At 69.7% G+C, this 19642-nt stretch carries 25 protein-coding genes; 15 read left to right on the top strand and 10 right to left on the bottom strand.

Going from position 1 to position 19642, the window contains the following annotated elements; all coding sequences use genetic code 11:
• Positions 1 to 9: 9 nt before the first annotated feature.
• The gene (locus ACIP8Z_RS18880; protein ID WP_402084734.1) at positions 10 to 1041 is read right to left on the bottom strand and encodes a hypothetical protein; all 1032 of its coding nucleotides are present in this window, start codon (positions 1039 to 1041) and stop codon (positions 10 to 12) included.
• A gap of 95 nt (positions 1042 to 1136) precedes the next feature.
• The gene (locus ACIP8Z_RS18885; RefSeq protein WP_402084737.1) at positions 1137 to 1349 is read right to left on the bottom strand and encodes a hypothetical protein; all 213 of its coding nucleotides are present in this window, start codon (positions 1347 to 1349) and stop codon (positions 1137 to 1139) included.
• 302 nt (positions 1350 to 1651) lie between these two features.
• Between ACIP8Z_RS18885 and ACIP8Z_RS18890 the strand changes: the two genes are divergently transcribed.
• Positions 1652 to 2416, top strand: a complete 765-nt coding sequence (locus ACIP8Z_RS18890; protein ID WP_402084739.1) for a hypothetical protein — start codon at positions 1652 to 1654, stop codon at positions 2414 to 2416.
• Positions 2417 to 2443: 27 nt separating this feature from the next.
• Here the strand turns inward: ACIP8Z_RS18890 and ACIP8Z_RS18895 are convergent, their stop codons facing one another.
• From ACIP8Z_RS18895 to ACIP8Z_RS18910, 4 genes are all read right to left on the bottom strand, one after another.
• Positions 2444 to 2674 (bottom strand): hypothetical protein, encoded by a 231-nt coding sequence (locus ACIP8Z_RS18895; protein WP_402084741.1) that lies wholly within the window; start codon positions 2672 to 2674, stop codon positions 2444 to 2446.
• A gap of 215 nt (positions 2675 to 2889) precedes the next feature.
• Complete coding sequence (locus ACIP8Z_RS18900) at positions 2890 to 3180, bottom strand: hypothetical protein (protein WP_319310673.1); 291 nt, start codon at positions 3178 to 3180, stop codon at positions 2890 to 2892.
• An 89-nt stretch (positions 3181 to 3269) separates the two neighbouring features.
• Positions 3270 to 3875 carry a phage tail protein gene (locus ACIP8Z_RS18905; protein ID WP_402084743.1) on the bottom strand — a complete coding sequence of 202 codons (606 nt, stop codon included), beginning with the start codon at positions 3873 to 3875 and terminating at the stop codon, positions 3270 to 3272.
• A 145-nt stretch (positions 3876 to 4020) separates the two neighbouring features.
• Positions 4021 to 4431, bottom strand: a complete 411-nt coding sequence (locus ACIP8Z_RS18910; protein WP_189831632.1) for a hypothetical protein — start codon at positions 4429 to 4431, stop codon at positions 4021 to 4023.
• Positions 4432 to 4668: 237 nt separating this feature from the next.
• On the opposite strand from ACIP8Z_RS18910, the gene ACIP8Z_RS18915 reads away from it, so the two are divergent.
• Entirely contained in the window at positions 4669 to 5496 is an 828-nt protein-coding gene (locus ACIP8Z_RS18915) for a hypothetical protein (protein WP_402084745.1), read from the top strand.
• Between the two features lie 66 nt (positions 5497 to 5562).
• Here ACIP8Z_RS18915 and ACIP8Z_RS18920 read toward each other — a convergent pair whose 3' ends face one another.
• The 3 genes from ACIP8Z_RS18920 to ACIP8Z_RS18930 are packed head-to-tail and all read right to left on the bottom strand — an operon-like array spanning position 5563 to position 6816.
• Entirely contained in the window at positions 5563 to 5766 is a 204-nt protein-coding gene (locus ACIP8Z_RS18920) for a hypothetical protein (RefSeq protein WP_030318670.1), read from the bottom strand.
• Positions 5760 to 6524: a hypothetical protein gene (locus ACIP8Z_RS18925; RefSeq protein ID WP_402084748.1), complete on the bottom strand. Its 765-nt coding sequence runs from the start codon at positions 6522 to 6524 to the stop codon at positions 5760 to 5762. Before ACIP8Z_RS18925 ends, ACIP8Z_RS18920 begins: the two co-directional genes overlap by 7 nt.
• Positions 6517 to 6816 carry a WhiB family transcriptional regulator gene (locus ACIP8Z_RS18930; RefSeq protein ID WP_073911871.1) on the bottom strand — a complete coding sequence of 100 codons (300 nt, stop codon included), beginning with the start codon at positions 6814 to 6816 and terminating at the stop codon, positions 6517 to 6519. Before ACIP8Z_RS18930 ends, ACIP8Z_RS18925 begins: the two co-directional genes overlap by 8 nt.
• A gap of 232 nt (positions 6817 to 7048) precedes the next feature.
• Here ACIP8Z_RS18930 and ACIP8Z_RS18935 point away from each other — a divergent pair, with 232 nt between their 5' ends.
• The 5 genes from ACIP8Z_RS18935 to tuf all read left to right on the top strand — a co-directional run bounded on the left by ACIP8Z_RS18935 (position 7049) and on the right by tuf (position 12173).
• Complete coding sequence (locus tag ACIP8Z_RS18935; RefSeq protein ID WP_266968353.1) at positions 7049 to 7498, top strand: helix-turn-helix transcriptional regulator; 450 nt, start codon at positions 7049 to 7051, stop codon at positions 7496 to 7498.
• 317 nt (positions 7499 to 7815) lie between these two features.
• A complete protein-coding gene (rpsL, locus tag ACIP8Z_RS18940) occupies positions 7816 to 8187 on the top strand; it encodes a 30S ribosomal protein S12 (protein WP_003948652.1) in 372 nt (123 codons plus the stop codon).
• A gap of 2 nt (positions 8188 to 8189) precedes the next feature.
• Positions 8190 to 8660 (top strand): 30S ribosomal protein S7, encoded by a 471-nt coding sequence (gene rpsG, locus ACIP8Z_RS18945; RefSeq protein ID WP_015035567.1) that lies wholly within the window; start codon positions 8190 to 8192, stop codon positions 8658 to 8660.
• Between the two features lie 39 nt (positions 8661 to 8699).
• Positions 8700 to 10829 carry an elongation factor G gene (gene fusA / locus ACIP8Z_RS18950; RefSeq protein WP_055598868.1) on the top strand — a complete coding sequence of 710 codons (2130 nt, stop codon included), beginning with the start codon at positions 8700 to 8702 and terminating at the stop codon, positions 10827 to 10829.
• Positions 10830 to 10979: 150 nt separating this feature from the next.
• A complete protein-coding gene (gene tuf / locus ACIP8Z_RS18955) occupies positions 10980 to 12173 on the top strand; it encodes an elongation factor Tu (RefSeq protein WP_055598867.1) in 1194 nt (397 codons plus the stop codon).
• 96 nt (positions 12174 to 12269) lie between these two features.
• On the opposite strand, the gene ACIP8Z_RS18960 is transcribed toward tuf, so the two are convergent.
• The gene (locus tag ACIP8Z_RS18960; RefSeq protein WP_402084753.1) at positions 12270 to 14249 is read right to left on the bottom strand and encodes a PIG-L family deacetylase; all 1980 of its coding nucleotides are present in this window, start codon (positions 14247 to 14249) and stop codon (positions 12270 to 12272) included.
• A 212-nt stretch (positions 14250 to 14461) separates the two neighbouring features.
• Between ACIP8Z_RS18960 and ACIP8Z_RS18965 the strand changes: the two genes are divergently transcribed.
• The 8 genes from ACIP8Z_RS18965 (at position 14462) to rpsS (ending at position 19625) form a co-directional block, all read left to right on the top strand.
• On the top strand, positions 14462 to 14824 hold the full coding sequence (locus ACIP8Z_RS18965; RefSeq protein ID WP_319310658.1) for a YciI family protein: 363 nt from the start codon (positions 14462 to 14464) through the stop codon (positions 14822 to 14824).
• On the top strand, positions 14821 to 16062 hold the full coding sequence (locus tag ACIP8Z_RS18970; RefSeq protein ID WP_402084755.1) for an RNA polymerase sigma factor: 1242 nt from the start codon (positions 14821 to 14823) through the stop codon (positions 16060 to 16062). Before ACIP8Z_RS18965 ends, ACIP8Z_RS18970 begins: the two co-directional genes overlap by 4 nt.
• Positions 16063 to 16508: 446 nt before the next feature.
• Positions 16509 to 16817, top strand: coding sequence for a 30S ribosomal protein S10 (gene rpsJ, locus ACIP8Z_RS18975; RefSeq protein ID WP_003948644.1), 309 nt, complete (start codon positions 16509 to 16511; stop codon positions 16815 to 16817).
• Positions 16818 to 16828: 11 nt separating this feature from the next.
• Positions 16829 to 17473, top strand: coding sequence for a 50S ribosomal protein L3 (gene rplC, locus ACIP8Z_RS18980; protein WP_041664123.1), 645 nt, complete (start codon positions 16829 to 16831; stop codon positions 17471 to 17473).
• 7 nt (positions 17474 to 17480) lie between these two features.
• Entirely contained in the window at positions 17481 to 18131 is a 651-nt protein-coding gene (gene rplD, locus ACIP8Z_RS18985; RefSeq protein WP_030318655.1) for a 50S ribosomal protein L4, read from the top strand.
• Entirely contained in the window at positions 18131 to 18454 is a 324-nt protein-coding gene (gene rplW / locus ACIP8Z_RS18990) for a 50S ribosomal protein L23 (RefSeq protein ID WP_024755407.1), read from the top strand. Before rplD ends, rplW begins: the two co-directional genes overlap by 1 nt.
• A gap of 40 nt (positions 18455 to 18494) precedes the next feature.
• Positions 18495 to 19331, top strand: coding sequence for a 50S ribosomal protein L2 (rplB, locus tag ACIP8Z_RS18995; RefSeq protein WP_055598863.1), 837 nt, complete (start codon positions 18495 to 18497; stop codon positions 19329 to 19331).
• 12 nt (positions 19332 to 19343) lie between these two features.
• Positions 19344 to 19625: a 30S ribosomal protein S19 gene (gene rpsS, locus ACIP8Z_RS19000; RefSeq protein ID WP_015035577.1), complete on the top strand. Its 282-nt coding sequence runs from the start codon at positions 19344 to 19346 to the stop codon at positions 19623 to 19625.
• Positions 19626 to 19642 lie beyond the last annotated feature (17 nt).

Raw genomic sequence — 19642 nt, forward strand, 5'->3', positions numbered from 1 at the left:
GGGGTGGGATCAGGCGGGGGCGCCGCCGCCGAGTTCCGCGTTGATGTCGCGTACCGTCCGGGCGAAGTCGCGCATCTTGGCGGCGAGGGTTCCGGTGTTCTCGGCGAGGAGCGCGGCCTTCTCGGCCGCCTGCCCGAGGGTTCCGGCCTTGGGGACCTTGTCCACGTCGAGGCCGGTCATGGCGATCTTCAGCTTGCCGATGGCGTCGGCGAACTTGGTGGTCTTCTTGGGGTCCGCGTTCCGCACGGCGCCGTTGATCTTGCCCATGCCGCTGGCGACCAGGGGCATGGACCGGTGGTCGACGCCGGTGATGGCGTCGGCGATCTTCTTGATCGCCTCCGCGGCCTTCCCGGCCTTGCTCGCGCTCGGCAGCTTGCGCATGCCGCTGATGAAGTCGGGGGCCCGGTTGTTGAACGTGAGCAGCTCGGGGTTGAGCCGTTCGAGCTGCGCCCGCAGGTTGTCGAAGTTCGCGTTCCGGGGGATGGCGGCCATGCCGCCGGCCGAGGCTTCCTCGTTCCTCCGGACGTCGTCGCGGTCCTGGCGGCGGGGGATGAGGCCGCCGTCCCGCTGGGCGAGGATCTGGTTCCGGAGCTGTGGCCACTTGCGGCCGAGGAAGTTGAAGATGCCGCCCTGGATGGTGCGCTGGAGGTTCTTGAAGTTCAACGCGAGGGCGAGGAGGAACGCGGGGACGGCGAGGCCGATGAAGGCGGACAGGGCGTAGGCCGGCCACCAGACGCTGTCCTCGTGGAACTTCTCGACGGCGGAGGCGAAACCCTCCAGCCCCATGGCCTCCATCCACTCCGACTTCTTCGCCTTGACGAGCTCCTGGTGCATCTCCTCGATCTTCTTGAAGTACTCGGCGTTGAACTGGGTCTTGAACCACTCCTCGGTGATCAGCTTCGGAGCCTGCTCGATCAGGTGCTGCTTGAGCTCGGAGACCTTGTTGTCGGGCTTCTTCTGGTCGACCGCGATGGTGCCGGTGATCAGGGCTTCCTTGAGGGCCGCGATCTCCTTGGAGAGCCCTTCGATGGTGTCTGTCATGCGTGTACTCCGCTTCCGGCCGGTGACGGCCAAGCGCCGAAAAGCCCCCGCCGGTGCCGGCGGGGGCTTGTTCGTGTGGGGGCGGCGGGCGGCGGCTAGGCGTCCTCGCCCCGGCGGGAGTCGCGCCGCACCGTGGCGAGCGCGTCGTTCCAGCCGGCCGCGTACGCGCGGGTCTCGCAGCGGGAGACCTCGGCGTACAGGCTGCCGAGCAACGCTCTCTTGTCGAGGGCGGCGGGTCCGTCGAGGAGCTGGCGGAGGCGGTCCTGGAGAGGGATGTGCGGTCGCGATGCCTCGGCCTGCTGGGTCATGGACGCCTGCCTTCCGGTTGCTTGCCCGTGCGTGCGTGGCGGCGCCGCGGAGTGAGGAGCGGGGGCACCACGTGTTCGAACTCTTGTGCGAACAGAGTGTGGAACATCTGTTCGGTGTTTGTCGAGCGGGAAACACCTGACGGAGCGTCTTCTCGTCAGGTTCCCGAACGTGTTGGCGGCTGAAGGGTGCTTGTGTTCGACCGGGTAACCTGGAAGGCGCTCTCCGGACCGGACCACCTCGGGGCGCGGGGGGCGCGAGGGGCGCGCGGGGACCCCAGGGGGCTGGAAGGCAGTACTGACGCATGGAAACGGAGCCGGGTGCCAACCGCCGGGAGCGAGTCGTCGACTGGCTCGCGTCCCACCCCGACCTGCCCCATCTCTTCGCACGCCTCTCCGAGCTCGTCCTGGTCCACGGGTACGCCACCGAGGACCTCGTCGTGATCCCCCGGGCCGAGGTCGACCGCCGGGAGACGGCCGCGTTCACCGCGGGCTGGGCCGAGGCCGTGTCGGACGAACTCCCGCGCATACGACGGGAGTACGAGAAGCGCGTCGCCGACGCCTACACCCAGGGCCAGGGTGCGGCGCGGGGCGTCCGCCGGCCCGAGCGGCGGATCGACAGCGGACACGACGGCGCCCGGGTCATCGCCCTGCCGTTCGCCCGGCTGCTCGAACCGCCCGCCGCCGTGGTCGAGGCCGAGGAACGCGTCCGCAGGGAACGCGAACTGTTCGAACAGCGGCCCGAGCCGGAACCCGAACACGCCTCGGGCCCCGAACCGGGCTCGGACCCCGACGTCCTCCTGACCGCCCAGGAGAGCCGCACCCGCAGGAGCGCCCAGCCCGTACGGAAGGTCGTACGCGGCAAGGGCGGGCGCCCGATCGTGCCGCCGCTCGCCGGGGTCCCCGTACAGAACGGCCCGCACGCCGACCGGCGCGAGCAGGACGCCGGCGACGCCGACACGCGTCCCGGCAAGGGGCGCCGGGGCTCGCTGTCCGAGCGGGCCAAGGCCCTGGAGAAGGACCTCTCCGCCGAGCGAGCACGGGAAGCGCCCCCGGAGTCCGCTCCCTGACGGGAACGGCCTCCGGGGGCCGCGGGGTCACCCGAAGAACCGGGCGAGGGTGTGGGGAGACACCGCCGCGCCCTCCTCGGCGCGCGTGCTCCACCCCTGCTCGTCGATGTCCGTGCCGTCCGCGCCGTCGTGGTCCTCGTCCGCGCCCGTGTTCGGGCCGCCCGGACGGGGAACGGGCGTCGGCGGATCGGGCTGGTCGCCGTCCTCGCCGCCGTTGACGCACAGGAACATCCAGTTGGAGACGGCCAGATGGTCCACCGCGGCCGCCAGCAGGTGGTCGCTGACCGACCACTCGGCCGCCTCGCCGTGCAGCTCCCGCTGGACGGCGCTGTCCCGCGGCAGATGCTTGATCAGCGTCAGGACCCGGCGGCTGGAGAGCGTGCCGCGGTGCCAGTCGAGGAGATCGGTGGAGTAGTAGCGGAGGAAGTCCGCCTCAAGGGCCTCGGCGTGTTCGTCGACGAACTCGACGAGGCTCAGTCTTCCCCCAGGCCGAGCCCGGTCTCCTTGCCGTAGGCCTCCAGGATGGCGGCGATGTCCTGCATGGTGACGTCGTGCTGCTCGAAGGCGGCGAACTGCTTGTCACCCATCAGGAGCGCGAGCAGGCCGTCCACGTCGTTGTCGTCGAGCTTGCGCAGCGCCTTGGCCGTCGCACGGCTCAGTTCGGTCGGAAGGGTGTAGCTCTCGCCGTCCAGCTCGAAGGACCAGGCGCGGCCGTGGGCCTCCTGTCGCTGGGCGCGGGCGGCGTTGACGTCGAAACGGGCCATGGTGATGCGTACTCCTTGTTCCGGGTGAAGACAGGGGAGATCGGGAGAGGGGCGGGACGGATCTCTCCGTCCCGCCCCTGGAGAAGGGGTCAGACGGTCGCGGAGTACTGGCTGTCCTTCATGATGAAGGTGGCCAGCGGCTTGCCGTCGCCGTTCGACATGGCGGAGAAGGTGATGCCCAGCTGGGAGGCGGCCTTGCGCGCCAGCTTGATGTCGTCGGACGCGGTGACCTGGCCGCGCGGGATGATGAAGCGGTACTTGACCACGGTCGTGCCGCCGGCCTTGACGTCGGTGAACTCCAGGCCGAGGGCCCGGGCGTCCGCGAACGGACGCTCGGCGATGTCGTACCGGTAGGTGTCGACCGCCGGGGCCGCCTCCGACTTGACGTCGCCGCCACCCATGAAGAACGGCAGCGTCTTCTCGTTGAACTGGAGCATCGAGAACTTCAGCGAGAGGTCACGGCTCGAGTAGATGTAGTGGACCGGGGAGACCGACTGCCACGAGTCGATGGCCTCCAGCTTGTCCTTCTTCGAGAACGTGACGCCGTCCCCGGTGGTCAGACCCAGGTCGGTCCAGCCCGCCCAGTCGGTGGCGGAGTCGGTGCCGAAGGAGGTCGGGGCCGCGGTGCCGACGTCGGCGACGTAGAGCTTGCCGGTACCGGCGACGCGGATCTCGGCCGAGTTGTTTCCTGCCATGGTGTGTTTCTCCTTGGTGAGAGGGCTGCCGCCCCGGACCTCGGTCCGGGTACGGCAAAGGCCCCGCCGGACGGCGGGGCCTGGTCTGTGGGGCGAGCGCACGGGGGCGCTCGGTGTGAGCGGTCCGGAGCCGCTCGGCGAGCGGCTAGAACACGCTCAGGGAGAGGCGGATGACGCACAGGTAGCGGTTGGCGCCCCGGTAGAGGTAGTCGGGCAGCCAGCGCGGCCCGTCCTGCTCCTCGACGTCGTGGACGACGTTGTTGGCCCCGATCTGCTTGCCGATGGTGGCGAGCAGGGCCCGGCGGGCGCCGTTGGCGAGGACGTGGGCGGCGTTCTTGGTCGGCCCGTACACCTCGAACTCGATCAGCGGCATGTCGACGTGCAGGTCGCCGATCCAGGCGCCGCCGCGGCGGTTCACCAGGACGGCGGCCTGGGTGCCGTCGAAGCCGGCCGGCGCGTTGACCGCGATGGTCGCGCCGGCCAGGGCGGGATCGGCCTTGAGGACGTCGACGACCAGCTTCTCGACGTCCGGGAAAGCACTCGGGGGAGTGGTCATGACGGGTTCTCCTCGGGAGAGGGGTGCGGGACGGGGGGCCGCCCGGGGCGCTCCGGCGGGAGGGGCGGGGCGCGGCAGCGCGCCCGGACGGCGAACGGCGAAGCCGCCGCCCTTCGTTGGGGCGCAGCTCCGCCGCTGCACCAACTGTGACAGAGAGCGTGCGCGCACGCAACTAGTTCCGTACGGGCTTCCACGGGCGCCCGATAGGTTGGCGGCCACCGACCGAGGAGCCGCCCCGTGCCCGCCGCCCGCCCCCGCCTTCTGTACGTCAGCGACCTCGCCTACCCGGCCCGCGGACGGCGCTACTGCGACGAGGACATCCACCTCACCGCCCGGCTGCGCGAGACCTTCGACCTGGCGGTCTGCCATCCGCTCGACGCCGCCGCCCTCATGGACGACTTCGACGCCGTCGTCGTACGCAACAGCGGCCCGGTCATCGGCTACCAGAAGGAGTACGACGCCTTCCGCGAGCGCGCCCGGGCCGCGGGCACCCGCGTCTACAACCCGCTCCACGGCCGCGGCGACATGGCGGGCAAGCAGTACCTGCTCGACCTGACCGCCGCCGGGTACCCCGTCATCCCCACCGTCGACCGGCCCGAGGACCTCCACCGGCTGCCCGCCGCCGCCGAGTACGCGGTCAAGCCCAAGGCCGGCGCCGACTCGATAGGCCTGCGCTTCCTCCCGTACGAGGAGCTCGCCGGCCTCGCCTACGACGGCCTCCTCGTCCAGCCGCGCGTCGACTTCCGGTACGAGGTCTCCTTCTACTTCGTCGACGACCTCTTCCAGTACGCCCTCCACGCCCCCGACCCCGCACGCCGCTGGGTCCTGGAGCCGTACGAGCCCACCGAGGACGACCTGGCCTTCGCCCGCCGCTTCGTCGACTGGAACACCCTCGACCACGGCATCCAGCGCGTGGACGCCTGTCGCGCCCCCGGCGGCGAGCTGCTCCTCGTCGAACTGGAGGACCTCAACCCCTATCTCTCCCTGGACCGCGTCCCCGAGGAGACCCGCGACCGCTTCGTCACCGCCTTCACGGACTCGCTCCACCGCTTCCTGGCGGTCTGAGGAGCGGCACGAGAAAGCGCCCCCCGTCCTTCACGGACGGGGGGCGCCTTCTCGTACGACGGGGAGTCAGGCGGTACGCGGACGGCGGCGGGCCACCCGCTCGGCGGCGAACACGTCCTCCAGGCGGAAGAGCTGCGCCCGGCCCGCCTTCCCGGCGGCCCGCAGATGGCCGAGCTGGACCCACTTGCGGATGGTCGCGGGGGCGACCCCGGCCTCCTCGGCGGCGAGCGGCCCGGGGATCAGGGCCGGCAGGGCGGGCGAGCTCAGCATGAGGTCTCCTTCGGGTCGCCGCCCGGTGCGGTGGCCGTGTCCATCGCCGCCTCGATCTCCTCGGTACGGGCTCCGGCGGCGGCCGCGAGCTCCGCCCACTCCCGCTCCGGCCACAGATGCCGGTAGGCGGGATCGTCCTGGCAGCCGCACGCCGCGTCCACGCACACACAGGCCGGGTTCACACAGAGCACCGCGCGCCGGTCGGGGAAGGCCCGCAGCGACACCGAGTCGCACCAGGGGCAGCGGCCCGACACCCGTACGACCGTCTCCGCGTCACCGAGCGTCCGGGCGCAGCGCCGGGCCATCCGGCGGATCTCGTCCCGTACGTGCCGGGCGAGGTCCGGGTCGGCTGCGATCGCGTCGAGCAACCCCACGACCCGGCGGAGCCGGGCGGTCACCCCGGCGCGCGGCGGCCTGGGCAGCGCGAGCCGGGCGCACACGGCCTCCTCCAGCTCCACCACCCCGTCGGTGATGTCGCGGATCGCGTCGGAGACGTGCAGCCGGATCGGGGCGGCGCCGTGACCGGGGACGGAGAGACCGTGCCGCTGCTGGAGGAGCAGCGCCTCACGGCGCTCCTCGCGGATCTGCTCGTCACGGCCGGCGGGGGAGGGGGCCGGGGCGCTCCCGGCGGGGCCGCGGCGGCCGGGCGCGAGCTCCTCGGCGAGCTCGGGGAACTGGCGTACGAGGGAGGCGGTCCAGAGCGCGATGTCGCGCAGCACGGGCTCGACGGCTGCGGTGGGGGGCGTGCGGTCAGCCACGGCGGCCGCTCCGGGTGAGTGTCGGGGCGAGGGCGACCGCCTTGGCCACGCGGGCCGCGTCCGCCGGACGCCCGTTGCGCCAGAGGCGGCCGGCGCAGACGCCGTCGAAGTAGCTCTCGGCGGGGGCCACCGCCGTCTCGCACTCGCGGCGGACGGGGCAGCCGGCGCAGGCGCGCAGCGCCGGGGCCGCCTCCTTGGCGCGGCGGGCGAAGACGACGGACGGGGAGAGGTCGGCGCACGCGGCGTCGGCCTGCCAAGGGGTGGGGTCGGGCTGGAACAAGAGGTTCTCCACGGTCCGGGGCTCCCCGAACCCATGGGACCGATGGGGCCGTTGGGGCTCGGGGGGCCGACGAGTGCGGCGGCGAGCCAGACTTACATGTTGCGTGCGGGCGCGCAACAAATTTGAGGGCACCCCCGAGGTTGCCTTCACCGTTTCGACACGTTGCGTACCCGAAACCAAGTAATTCTGTGCGCGCAAGCACGCTAGAGTTGGGTGCCTGGAGGAGTGGAGTGAGGAGCTGTACATGACCACTCGTGGGCTGGATGAGTTCGCAGGCTGGGTCGAAGGGCTGATGCGACAGCGCGGCTACGACATCGACAGCCCGCGCGGCGGCGGCAAGTCCCGGATCGCGGACGAGGCCGGGGTGCACCGGGCCGCCGTGACGCGCCTGCTGCAGCGGCAGAGCATGCCCGACCTGGAGACCATGCGCAGGATCGCCCCGCTGCTCGGGGTCTCGGTCCGCGACATGCTGATCCGGTCCGGCCGCGTGAGCCCGGAGGAGCTCCCGATGGCGGCGGATCTGCTGCCGCCGAGCGACTGGCAGCCGTCGATGGAGGACTTCGCGCGCTGGCTCGGGGTCCCCGACGACCGCATGGGCGTCTTCGTCAAGGTCGTGAACCAGTTCCTGGAGCCCGACACGGAGGCGGAAGGGCCCGCCGAGGCCCCCGAACCCCGCCGCACAGCCCGGGACTGACCCCGGTCCCGCCCCGGGCCGGCCCCCGGTCCGCGGCGATCTTGCCTGGTCCCGGCCTTCCCCGGCCGGGACCACGTGCGCGTGGGCATTTGTTTTGACCGGAGTCCATGCGATAGGTACGCTCAAGCCTTGTGCCTGGGGTGTGCCTGGGCTCGCGTGCGTGTCCTCAACCGCAAGGCGAGTCATATATCGGCCACCGTGATCCGCGCCTTTTCCGCCTTGGTGGAGGGGTCCGCGAGATTCGACACACCCGACCGCGTGGGTCGGCGAATGTTCCAGGTTAGTTTCACCGACGGCACACAGAAACCGGAGAAGTAGTGCCTACGATCCAGCAGCTGGTCCGGAAGGGCCGGCAGGACAAGGTCGAGAAGAACAAGACGCCCGCACTCGAGGGTTCCCCTCAGCGTCGCGGCGTCTGCACGCGTGTGTTCACGACCACCCCGAAGAAGCCGAACTCGGCCCTCCGTAAGGTCGCGCGTGTGCGTCTGACCTCCGGCATCGAGGTCACGGCCTACATCCCGGGTGAGGGTCACAACCTGCAGGAGCACTCCATCGTGCTCGTGCGTGGTGGCCGTGTGAAGGACCTGCCGGGTGTTCGCTACAAGATCATCCGCGGTTCCCTCGACACGCAGGGCGTCAAGAACCGTAAGCAGGCTCGCAGCCGCTACGGCGCCAAGAAGGAGAAGTAAGAATGCCTCGTAAGGGCCCCGCCCCGAAGCGCCCGGTCATCATCGACCCGGTCTACAGCTCTCCTCTTGTCACCTCGCTGATCAACAAGATCCTGCTGGACGGCAAGCGTTCCACCGCCGAGCGCATCGTGTACGGCGCCATGGAGGGTCTTCGTGAGAAGACCGGCCAGGACCCGGTCATCACGCTGAAGCGCGCTCTCGAGAACGTCAAGCCGGCCCTCGAGGTCAAGTCCCGCCGTGTCGGTGGCGCCACCTACCAGGTGCCGATCGAGGTCAAGCCGGGCCGCGCGTCCACGCTGGCCCTCCGCTGGCTCGTCGGTTACTCCCGCGCCCGTCGCGAGAAGACCATGACCGAGCGCCTCATGAACGAGCTCCTCGACGCCTCGAACGGCCTCGGTGCGGCCGTCAAGAAGCGTGAGGACACGCACAAGATGGCCGAGTCCAACAAGGCCTTCGCGCACTACCGCTGGTAGTCGCAACCCACATCGAGACCGAGAGAAGACTGAGCCGATATGGCTACCACTTCGCTTGACCTTGCCAAGGTGCGCAACATCGGCATCATGGCTCACATCGACGCGGGCAAGACGACCACCACCGAGCGGATCCTGTTCTACACCGGTGTCTCGTACAAGATCGGTGAAGTCCACGACGGCGCTGCCACGATGGACTGGATGGAGCAGGAGCAGGAGCGCGGCATCACGATCACGTCTGCCGCGACGACCTGCCACTGGCCGCTCGAGAATGTCGATCACACGATCAACATCATCGACACGCCGGGTCACGTCGACTTCACCGTCGAGGTGGAGCGTTCGCTGCGCGTGCTCGACGGTGCTGTCACCGTGTTCGACGGTGTGGCCGGCGTCGAGCCCCAGTCCGAGACTGTCTGGCGTCAGGCGGACCGCTACGGCGTGCCGCGTATCTGCTTCGTCAACAAGCTCGACCGTACGGGCGCCGAGTTCCTCCGCTGCGTCGACATGATCGTGGACCGCCTCGGCGCCGTCCCGATCGTCATGCAGCTCCCCATCGGTGCCGAGATGGACTTCCAGGGCGTTGTCGACCTGGTCCGCATGAAGGCGCTTGTCTGGTCCGCCGAGGCCAGCAAGGGCGAGATGTACGACGTCGTCGACATCCCGGCCTCGCACACGGAGCTCGCCGAGGAATGGCGCGCGAAGCTGGTCGAGACCGTCGCGGAGAACGACGAGGAGCTCATGGAGCTCTTCCTCGAGGGCGTCGAGCCCACCGAGGAGCAGCTGTACGCGGCTGTCCGTCGCATCACCATCGCTTCCGGCAAGGGCAACGGCGAGAAGACGGTCACCCCCGTCTTCTGTGGCACCGCGTTCAAGAACAAGGGCGTTCAGCCCCTGCTCGACGCTGTCGTCCGTTACCTGCCGTCCCCCCTGGACGTCGAGGCCATCGAGGGCCACGACGTCAAGGACGCCGAGCTGGTCGTCAAGCGCAAGCCGTCCGACGACGAGCCGCTGTCGGCCCTCGCGTTCAAGATCGCGAGCGACCCGCACCTCGGCAAGCTCACCTTCGTCCGGATCTACTCCGGTCGCCTGGAGGCCGGCACCGCGGTGCTGAACTCCGTCAAGGGCAAGAAGGAGCGCATCGGCAAGATCTACCGCATGCACGCGAACAAGCGTGAGGAGATCGACTCGGTGGGCGCCGGCGACATCGTCGCCGTCATGGGCCTCAAGCAGACCACTACCGGTGAGACGCTGTGTGACGACAAGAACCCGGTCATCCTGGAGTCCATGGACTTCCCGGCGCCGGTCATTCAGGTCGCCATCGAGCCCAAGTCCAAGGGTGACCAGGAGAAGCTGGGTGTCGCCATCCAGCGTCTCGCGGAGGAGGACCCCTCCTTCCAGGTGCACTCGGACGAGGAGACCGGCCAGACCATCATCGGTGGTATGGGCGAGCTTCACCTCGACATCCTCGTCGACCGTATGCGTCGCGAGTTCAAGGTCGAGGCGAACGTCGGCAAGCCGCAGGTCGCGTACCGCGAGACGATCCGCAAGGCCGTCGAGCGCGTGGACTACACCCACAAGAAGCAGACCGGTGGTACCGGTCAGTTCGCCAAGGTGCAGATCGCGATCGAGCCCATCGAGGGTGGCGACGCCTCCTACGAGTTCGTGAACAAGGTCACCGGTGGCCGCATCCCGAAGGAGTACATCCCTTCGGTCGACGCGGGTGCGCAGGAGGCCATGCAGTTCGGCATCCTGGCCGGCTACGAGATGACTGGCGTCCGCGTCATCCTTCTCGACGGTGGCTACCACGAGGTCGACTCCTCCGAGCTCGCGTTCAAGATCGCCGGTTCGCAGGCCTTCAAGGAGGCCGCGCGCAAGGCTTCGCCCGTCATCCTTGAGCCGATGATGGCCGTTGAGGTCGTCACGCCCGAGGACTACATGGGTGAGGTCATCGGCGACATCAACTCCCGCCGTGGCCAGATTCAGGCCATGGAGGAGCGCAGCGGCGCTCGCGTCGTGCGGGGCCTCGTGCCCCTGTCGGAGATGTTCGGCTACGTCGGCGACCTCCGCAGCAAGACCTCGGGTCGCGCAAGCTACTCGATGCAGTTCGACTCCTACGCCGAGGTTCCGCGGAACGTCGCCGAGGAGATCATCGCGAAGGCCAAGGGCGAGTAACTCTTCCGAGTTCACGCTTTAGGCTTGACACCAGTCGCCGGGGCTCAGCTCCCGAAACCCGAGGGTTCGGGTCCCGGCGGATGGCATCCCAGCAAAGATCACCTGGCGCCGATGAGCAAGGCGTACAGAACCACTCCGCAGGAGGATTCAGTGGCGAAGGCAAAGTTCGAGCGGACTAAGCCGCACGTCAACATCGGCACCATCGGTCACATTGACCACGGTAAGACGACCCTCACGGCCGCCATTACCAAGGTGCTGCACGACGCGTACCCGGACCTGAACGAGGCCTCGGCCTTCGACCAGATCGACAAGGCTCCCGAGGAGCGCCAGCGCGGTATCACGATCTCGATCGCGCACGTCGAGTACCAGACGGAGTCGCGTCACTACGCGCACGTCGACTGCCCGGGTCACGCTGACTACATCAAGAACATGATCACGGGTGCCGCGCAGATGGACGGCGCGATCCTCGTGGTTGCCGCCACCGACGGCCCGATGCCGCAGACCAAGGAGCACGTGCTCCTGGCCCGCCAGGTCGGCGTTCCGTACATCGTCGTCGCCCTGAACAAGGCCGACATGGTGGACGACGAGGAGATCCTGGAGCTCGTCGAGCTCGAGGTCCGTGAGCTCCTCTCCGAGTACGAGTTCCCGGGCGACGACCTTCCGGTCGTCCGTGTCTCGGCGCTCAAGGCCCTTGAGGGCGACAAGGAGTGGGGCGAGAAGCTCCTCGGCCTCATGCACGCGGTGGACGAGTCCATCCCGCAGCCCGAGCGTGACGTCGACAAGCCGTTCCTGATGCCGATCGAGGACGTCTTCACGATCACCGGTCGTGGCACCGTCGTCACCGGTCGTATCGAGCGTGGTGTCCTCAAGGTCAACGAGACCGTCGACATCATCGGCATCAAGACCGAGAAGACCACCACCACGGTCACGGGCATCGAGATGTTCCGCAAGCTGCTCGACGAGGGCCAGGCCGGTGAGAACGTCGGTCTGCTCCTCCGTGGCATCAAGCGCGAGGACGTCGAGCGCGGCCAGGTCATCATCAAGCCGGGTTCGGTCACGCCGCACACCAGCTTCGAGGCCCAGGCCTACATCCTGTCGAAGGACGAGGGTGGCCGTCACACCCCGTTCTTCAACAACTACCGCCCGCAGTTCTACTTCCGTACCACGGACGTGACCGGCGTCGTGACCCTCCCCGAGGGCACCGAGATGGTCATGCCGGGCGACAACACCTCCATGACCGTCGAGCTGATCCAGCCCGTCGCCATGGAGGAGGGCCTCAAGTTCGCCATCCGTGAGGGTGGCCGGACCGTCGGCGCCGGCCAGGTCGTCAAGATCAACGCCTGATCGTTGATCTGACCTGGTAGCTCCACGAGCTGCAGCAGAAGGCCCCGCACCGTTCGGTGCGGGGCCTTCTCGCATTCCCTCGCATGTCCGGAGTGGTTACGGCCGCCAGCTCCACGGGTGCCCGTCCGCGCCGAGGCCCACCACGGTCGCCCCGTCCGCGCGCAGGTGCAGCGCCGCCGACACCGCCGGCGCCCCCGTCGTACGGGTCCGCGTCCGGTTCCCGGCCCGCACCCGCACCCGGCCGTCCTGATCCGTGCCCAGGAGCACGGTCCCCAGGGTCGCGGAGCGCGCGGCGACCACACCCCCGTACCCGTCCAGGCCGGCGTCGCCGCCGGGCCCGAGGAGTTCCCCGGCCGCCGGGCGCCGGTAGTAGAGGGCCCCGCCGGCCGACGCCACCGTGGATCCGGAGAGCGGCAGCGGCTCCGTCCGCTCGATCCCGTCCACCCAGTGCCGTACGGACTCCCGCCCCGCCGCGTGGAGGTGCACCCGGCCCGTCGCGTCGAGCGACACGGCGAGTCCGTCCTGGACCTCCGCCGCCCCCGGGAGCGTCCGCCACGGGCCCCAGGAGCCGTCCGCCGCCCGCACCCGGGTCGAGACGTTCTTGTCCGCGTTCCGTACGAAGAGGTGGACCCGGCCGTCGGGCGCCGCGACGGCCACCGGCGCACCGACCCGGCGCCCCCGGTCGTCCGTGCGCTCCGGGTTCCCGAGCCCGCGCCAGGCCAGGAAAGGGCCGCCGGGAGAGCGCTGCTCCAGGAGCACCAGCTCGCGCCGGTTCCGCCCGCCGTGGCCGTCGATCGCGGAGAACCGCACCCCGAAGAGCAGCACCCGGCCGTCGCCGAGCACCGCCGAGCCGAGCGCGGGGGCGAGCGGGCCGCCGCCGAGGTCCGTCGGCTCGCCCCAGACGCCGGGCGTCGTCTCCTGCCAGCGGACCGCGCGCAGGCCGAGCACCCCGTACGCGGCGAGGCGGCCGTCCGGCAGCTCGGCGAGCGCCGGGCCGGCGGTGGGCCAGCGGTGGTGGGTGGAGCGGACCCAGCCCTTGCGGTTGGTGAGCGGCCGTTCGCCGCCGACGCCGTAGTCGCCGCAGCCCGAGGGGTTGCCGCACTCCCAGGAGGGGTCGCCGCCGTACGGGACGAGGCGGGCGGCCTTCTCCTTGAGCACCTGGGGCGGGAGGTTCTTCGGCCAGTGCCGGTTGTAGTAGCCGCGGAAGGCGGTCGTCGTGAACGCGGGTATCGGTTCGCCGTCCCGGACCGCGTCCGAGACCCAGCGGCTCAGCGCGGCCCAGGTGAACGAGGCGACGGCCGTGTGGTCGCCGTGGTCCGAGTAGCCGGGCTGTTCCGAGTCCCGGTTGCGGGTGGCCTCGTCGCTGAGCTGGATGTCCGGGTCGGGGTCCAGGGTGTGCACGACGGTGGGCCGGTAGCGGGCGAGCAGTCCGACGAGGACGCCGACCAGCTGGTCGTAGTCGTAGGTGTCCGAGCGGGTGACGGGCGAGCCGGCCGACAGATGGGTCCGCAGCTCCAGGGCGCGGTCGTGCCAGAGGGCCGGCAGGGCCATGTAGCGCCGGTTCGTGTGCATGGGCAGGTTGAGGAAGACCAGCTCGACGCGGTTCCGGCCGTGGACGAGGGTGTCGATCTCGGCCCGCCGGCCGCCGGGGAGCGTGAGCGTCTCGCGCCGCCAGGGCGTGAACATCGGCAGGCCGAGCGCCGCCGCGTACGACTGGCGCAGACCCTGGTGGCGTGCCGAGGAGTAGGCGGCGCGGTCCGGGGGAGTGTCCGGCATCCCCTTGATCCGGTTCCGGCCGGTGTGCTCGCCGGCGGTCACGTACACGGAGACGAGCGGGACCCCGGCGTCGAGGAGGCGCTGGGTGTCCGGGTTCATGAAGTACAGGTCGTCGTCGGGGTGCGCGGCGACCTGCAGGAGCAGCGCCCGCCGGGTCCGCGCGGAGGCGATCGGCTTGCCGGGCGCGGGGTCGACGGTCGGCGCGGCCCTGCGCGGCTCCGGCACGGAACACCCGGCGACGGCCGAGGTGACGCCGAGGGCGGCGGCGAGAACCGCTCGCCGGCGGGGTGCTGTGGTCACGTGCGCGGTCCGTCCCCTGGGTAGTGCGGTCCCAGGTAAGACGGATGTTCGATGCCGGTGGTTGTGTGCGGACCGATCCCCGCCTGGCAGGATTCGGCCTTCGGGAAGCGATCTTCGAAAATCGCTGGGGATCATGTCGAGGACGGGCCGTCGGCTCCGACCGAGGGGTGACAGCGCGCCACAGGGGCGGGCGAACGGGGAGGACGACCACCATGAAGTACGTCGCGATGATCTACGGCAACCAGGCCAAGTGGGACGCCTTCCCCGCCGAGGCCTGGCCCGAGGCGATCGCCCGCCAGGAAGCCTTCAACAGGAGGTACCGCGAGAGCGGCGAGCTGATCGGCGCGTACGGACTCGCCGACGCGGCCGCCGCCCAGCTGGTACGGCGTGAGGGCGGCGCCCCGGCGGTCACCGACGGCCCGTACCTGGAGACCAAGGAGTACCTGGCCAGCTTCTACCTGCTGGACTGCGACAGCCTGGAGCGGGCCCAGGAGATCGCCGCGGACATGCCCTTCGCGGACACCGACCCCGTCGAGCTGTGGCCGGTCCTGCACGAGTCCGCGGCGGACGTGTGAGCGGCTCCGCCGAGGTCGAGGGCCTACTGCGGACGTACGCGCCGCAGGTCCTCGGCGCGCTCGTCCGCCGGTACGGCACCTTCGACCTCTGCGAGGACGCCGTCCAGGAGGCGCTGATCGCCGCCGCCCGGCAGTGGCCCGCGGACGGCGTCCCCGACAACCCGCGCGGCTGGCTGGTCACCGTCGCCACCCGCAGGTTCGTCGACCTGGTGCGCAGCGAGGCCGCCCGCAGGCGCCGCGAGGACGCCGTGGCCCTGGCCACCCCGGACTCCGAGCTCCTGGCCCGCCCCGCGGACGAGGAACCCGGCGGCGACCGGGACGACTCGCTCTCGCTGCTCTTCCTCTGCTGCCACCCGGAGCTGTCCCCGCCCAGCCGGATCGCGCTCACCCTGCGCGCCGTCGGCGGTCTCACCACCGCGCAGATCGCCGCCGCGTTCCTGGTGCCCGAGGCGACGATGGCGCAGCGCATCAGCCGGGCCAAGCAGACGATCAGGGCGGTGGGCGGCTCGTTCGCGCTTCCGCCGGGGGAGGACCGTACGGCGCGGCTCGCCGAGGTCCGGCACGTGCTCTACCTGATCTTCAACGAGGGCTACACGGCGAGCGCCGGCGAGGAGCTGACCGCGCCCGAGCTGTCCACCGAGGCGATCCGGCTCGCGCGGCTGCTCCACCGGCTGCTGCCCGAGGACACCGAGACGGCAGGACTCCTCGCCCTGATGCTGCTCACCGACGCCCGCAGGCCGGCCCGCACGGGCCCGCACGGCGAGCTGGTGCCGCTCGCGGAGCAGGACCGGGGGAGGTGGGACGGCCGGCTCGTCGCGGAGGGCGTCGAGCTGATCAGCCGCACCCTGCCCAGGGGCCTGGTCGGCCCGTACCAGCTGCAGGCGGCGATCGCGGCCGTGCACGACGAGGCGGAGACCTCCGGGGCCACCGACTGGCCGCAGATCCTCGCGCTCTACGAACTCCTGGAGCGGACCGGGCCGAACCCGATGGTCACCCTCAACCGCGCGGTGGCCGTCGCGATGGTCGAGGGGCCCGCGGCGGGGCTCGCGCTCCTGGACGAGCTCGCACGGGACAAGCGGCTGGCCCGGCACCACCGGCTGCTCGCCACCCGGGCCCACCTGCTCGAACTCCTCGGTGAGAAGGAGACCGCGGCGGAGGCCTACCGGGAGGCGGCACGCCGTACGACCAGCGCTCCGGAACGCCGTCATCTCACCGAGCGGGCACGGCGCTTGGGGTGAGGCGGAGGGGGGCGGCCGTCCCCCGCGCGTGCGCCCCGGCGCATGGCCGTACGTGACGTGGGGTACAGTCTTCGCTCCCGATTGGCGGCCGGATGGCCCCGTATGGCAGACTGTCGGGGTTGCTCGGTTGAGTGCCGATGCTGCGCGCCTCCCGTCGGGAGGACCGGAAGCGAGTCCCACAGTACTCGTCGCTCCTTCTCAGGAGCGGACGTACGGGAATCTTCTGGGAAGCGTCAGCGGGGTGCCGACCAGGCGCCCGGTGGGTGTTTTGCCCCCGGCCTGCGGTCACGGCGACCGTGCCCCCTTGGTTGGGAAATCCTCAGGGATTTCTGCGTAGAGGGAGTGCGACACGCCCGACCGCGTGGGTCGGAGATACGACAACGCTTTTCAGTAAGCGAAGCCGATCGGGTTCCAGAGCGTTACGAGACAAAGGACTACTAGTAGCCATGGCGGGACAGAAGATCCGCATCCGGCTCAAGGCCTACGACCACGAGGTCATCGACTCCTCGGCGAAGAAGATCGTCGAGACGGTGACCCGCACTGGTGCGTCGGTCGCAGGCCCGGTGCCGCTGCCCACTGAGAAGAACGTGTACTGCGTCATCAAGTCGCCGCACAAGTACAAGGACTCGCGCGAGCACTTCGAGATGCGCACGCACAAGCGCCTCATCGACATCCTCGACCCCACGCCGAAGACGGTTGACTCGCTCATGCGTCTCGACCTCCCGGCGGGCGTTGACATCGAGATCAAGCTCTGAGGGCGCGCGAGATGGCTAAGAACATCAAGGGCATCCTGGGCGAGAAGCTCGGCATGACGCAGGTCTGGGACGAGAACAACCGGGTTGTCCCGGTGACCGTCGTCAAGGCCGGCCCCAATGTCGTGACCCAGGTCCGTACGAACGACATCGACGGCTACGAGTCGGTCCAGATCGCCTTCGGCGAGATCGACCCTCGCAAGGTGAACAAGCCCCTCAAGGGTCACTTCGCCAAGGCCGACGTCACCCCGCGCCGCCACCTGGTGGAGCTCCGCACCGCTGACGCCTCCGAGTACACGCTCGGCCAGGAGATCACCGCCGAGGTCTTCGAGGCCGGCGTGAAGGTCGACGTCACCGGTAAGAGCAAGGGCAAGGGCTTCGCCGGTGTCATGAAGCGCCACAACTTCCGTGGTGGCAAGGCGTCGCACGGTGCCCACCGTGTGCACCGCAAGCCCGGTTCCATCGGTGGCTGCGCCACCCCGGGCCGTGTCTTCAAGGGCATGCGCATGGCGGGTCGCATGGGCAACGAGCGTGTGACCACCCAGAACCTGACCGTCCACGCCGTTGACGCCGAGAAGGGTCTGCTGCTCATCAAGGGCGCCGTCCCCGGCCCTAACGGTGGCCTCGTCCTGGTCCGCACTGCGGCCAAGGGGGTTTGAGGAACCGATGAGCACCATTGACATCCTTTCGCCGGCAGGCGACAAGACCGGGACCGTCGAGCTCCCCGAGGAGATCTTCGGCGCCAAGGTCAGCGTTCCGCTGATCCACCAGGTCGTCGTCGCGCAGCTGGCCGCGGCCCGTCAGGGCACGCACAAGACCAAGACCCGTGGCGAAGTCCGCGGTGGTGGCAAGAAGCCTTACCGCCAGAAGGGCACCGGCCGCGCCCGTCAGGGTTCGACCCGCGCCCCGCAGTTCGCCGGTGGTGGCGTCGTGCACGGTCCCGTGCCGCGTGACTACTCGCAGCGGACCCCGAAGAAGATGAAGGTCGCCGCTCTCCGTGGTGCCCTGTCGGACCGGGCCACCCACTCCCGCATCCACGTCGTCTCCGGCGTGGTCGAGGGTGAGATCTCCACCAAGGCCGCGAAGACGCTGTTCGGCAAGATCTCGGAGCGCAAGAACCTGCTCCTGGTCGCCGAGCGCTCGGACGAGGCCGCGTGGCTGTCCGCTCGTAACCTGCCCCAGGTGCACATCCTGGAGCCGGGCCAGCTCAACACGTACGACGTGATCGTCTCCGACGACGTGGTCTTCACCCAGGCCGCCCTCGAGTCCTTCGTGTCTGGCCCCCAGACCGCTGAGACCGAAGGGAGCGACGCCTGATGACTGAGGCCGTCGTCACCAGCAAGACCTTCTCGGACCCGCGCGACATTCTCGTCAAGCCGGTTGTCTCGGAGAAGAGCTACGCACTGCTGGACGAGAACAAGTACACGTTCATCGTCGCGCCTGGCTCCAACAAGACCCAGATCAAGCAGGCCGTCGAGGCGGTCTTCTCGGTCAAGGTCACCGGGGTCAACACGATCAACCGCCAGGGCAAGCGCAAGCGCACCAAGGCCGGTTTCGGCAAGCGCAAGGACACCAAGCGCGCCATCGTGACCCTTGCCGAGGGCAACCGTATCGACATCTTCGGCGGTCCGACCGCCTAAGGGCGGTCTGGATCGTCCGGAATCGGACGAGGACTGAGAAATGGGAATCCGCAAGTACAAGCCGACTACGCCGGGCCGCCGTGGCTCCTCCGTAGCCGACTTCGTCGAGATCACGCGGTCCACGCCGGAGAAGTCGCTGGTCCGCCCCCTGCACAGCAAGGGCGGCCGTAACAACACCGGTCGTGTGACCGTCCGTCACCAGGGCGGTGGCCACAAGCGTGCCTACCGCGTGATCGACTTCCGTCGTCACGACAAGGACGGCGTGCCGGCCAAGGTCGCTCACATCGAGTACGACCCCAACCGCACCGCGCGCATCGCGCTGCTCCACTACGTGGACGGCGAGAAGCGCTACATCATCGCCCCCAAGGGTCTGACGCAGGGTGACCGCGTCGAGAACGGCCCCGGCGCTGACATCAAGCCCGGCAACAACCTGGCGCTCCGCAACATCCCGGTCGGTACCACGATCCACGCGATCGAGCTCCGTCCCGGTGGCGGCGCCAAGTTCGCGCGCTCCGCTGGTGCCTCCGTGCAGCTGCTGGCGAAGGAGGGCACGATGGCCCACCTTCGTATGCCGTCCGGTGAGATCCGTCTCGTCGACGCCCGCTGCCGCGCCACGATCGGCGAGGTCGGCAACGCCGAGCAGTCGAACATCAACTGGGGCAAGGCCGGCCGTAAGCGCTGGCTGGGCGTCCGCCCGACCGTCCGCGGTGTGGCGATGAACCCGGTTGACCACCCGCACGGTGGTGGTGAGGGCAAGACCTCCGGTGGTCGCCACCCGGTCTCCCCGTGGGGTCAGAAGGAGGGTCGTACTCGCTCGCCGAAGAAGGCTTCGAGCAAGTACATCGTCCGCCGCCGCAAGACGAACAAGAAGCGCTAGGAGCGGGTTTAGATGCCGCGCAGTCTCAAGAAGGGACCCTTCGTTGACGGCCACCTCGTAAAGAAGGTGGACGCTCAGAACGAAGCCGGTACCAAGAACGTCATCAAGACCTGGTCCCGTCGCTCGATGATCATCCCGGCCATGCTCGGCCACACGATCGCGGTGCACAACGGCAAGACCCACATTCCGGTGTTTGTCACCGAGTCGATGGTCGGCCACAAGCTCGGCGAGTTCTCGCCGACGCGCACCTTCCGGGGTCACGTGAAGGACGACCGGAAGTCGAAGCGCCGCTAGTAGCGGGGTGGAATGAC

Origin of the sequence: Streptomyces sp. NPDC088553 (genome assembly GCF_044752965.1) — a bacterium.
Classification (GTDB): Bacteria; Actinomycetota; Actinomycetes; order Streptomycetales; family Streptomycetaceae; genus Streptomyces.

Bases quoted from the DNA above. Each gene is read 5' to 3' on its own strand.
- ACIP8Z_RS18880 (WP_402084734.1), bottom strand. From the start codon at position 1,041: ATGACAGACACCATCGAAGGGCTCTCCAAGGAGATCGCGGCCCTCAAG.
- rpsS (WP_015035577.1), top strand. From the start codon at position 19,344: ATGCCGCGCAGTCTCAAGAAGGGACCCTTCGTTGACGGCCACCTCGTA.
- ACIP8Z_RS18900 (WP_319310673.1), bottom strand. From the start codon at position 3,180: ATGGCCCGTTTCGACGTCAACGCCGCCCGCGCCCAGCGACAGGAGGCC.
- ACIP8Z_RS18905 (WP_402084743.1), bottom strand. From the start codon at position 3,875: ATGGCAGGAAACAACTCGGCCGAGATCCGCGTCGCCGGTACCGGCAAG.
- rplD (WP_030318655.1), top strand. From the start codon at position 17,481: ATGAGCACCATTGACATCCTTTCGCCGGCAGGCGACAAGACCGGGACC.
- ACIP8Z_RS18965 (WP_319310658.1), top strand. From the start codon at position 14,462: ATGAAGTACGTCGCGATGATCTACGGCAACCAGGCCAAGTGGGACGCC.
- fusA (WP_055598868.1), top strand. From the start codon at position 8,700: ATGGCTACCACTTCGCTTGACCTTGCCAAGGTGCGCAACATCGGCATC.
- ACIP8Z_RS18890 (WP_402084739.1), top strand. From the start codon at position 1,652: ATGGAAACGGAGCCGGGTGCCAACCGCCGGGAGCGAGTCGTCGACTGG.
- rplW (WP_024755407.1), top strand. From the start codon at position 18,131: ATGACTGAGGCCGTCGTCACCAGCAAGACCTTCTCGGACCCGCGCGAC.
- ACIP8Z_RS18920 (WP_030318670.1), bottom strand. From the start codon at position 5,766: ATGCTGAGCTCGCCCGCCCTGCCGGCCCTGATCCCCGGGCCGCTCGCC.
- ACIP8Z_RS18885 (WP_402084737.1), bottom strand. From the start codon at position 1,349: ATGACCCAGCAGGCCGAGGCATCGCGACCGCACATCCCTCTCCAGGAC.
- rplB (WP_055598863.1), top strand. From the start codon at position 18,495: ATGGGAATCCGCAAGTACAAGCCGACTACGCCGGGCCGCCGTGGCTCC.
- rplC (WP_041664123.1), top strand. From the start codon at position 16,829: ATGGCTAAGAACATCAAGGGCATCCTGGGCGAGAAGCTCGGCATGACG.
- rpsG (WP_015035567.1), top strand. From the start codon at position 8,190: ATGCCTCGTAAGGGCCCCGCCCCGAAGCGCCCGGTCATCATCGACCCG.
- rpsJ (WP_003948644.1), top strand. From the start codon at position 16,509: ATGGCGGGACAGAAGATCCGCATCCGGCTCAAGGCCTACGACCACGAG.
- ACIP8Z_RS18935 (WP_266968353.1), top strand. From the start codon at position 7,049: ATGACCACTCGTGGGCTGGATGAGTTCGCAGGCTGGGTCGAAGGGCTG.
- ACIP8Z_RS18910 (WP_189831632.1), bottom strand. From the start codon at position 4,431: ATGACCACTCCCCCGAGTGCTTTCCCGGACGTCGAGAAGCTGGTCGTC.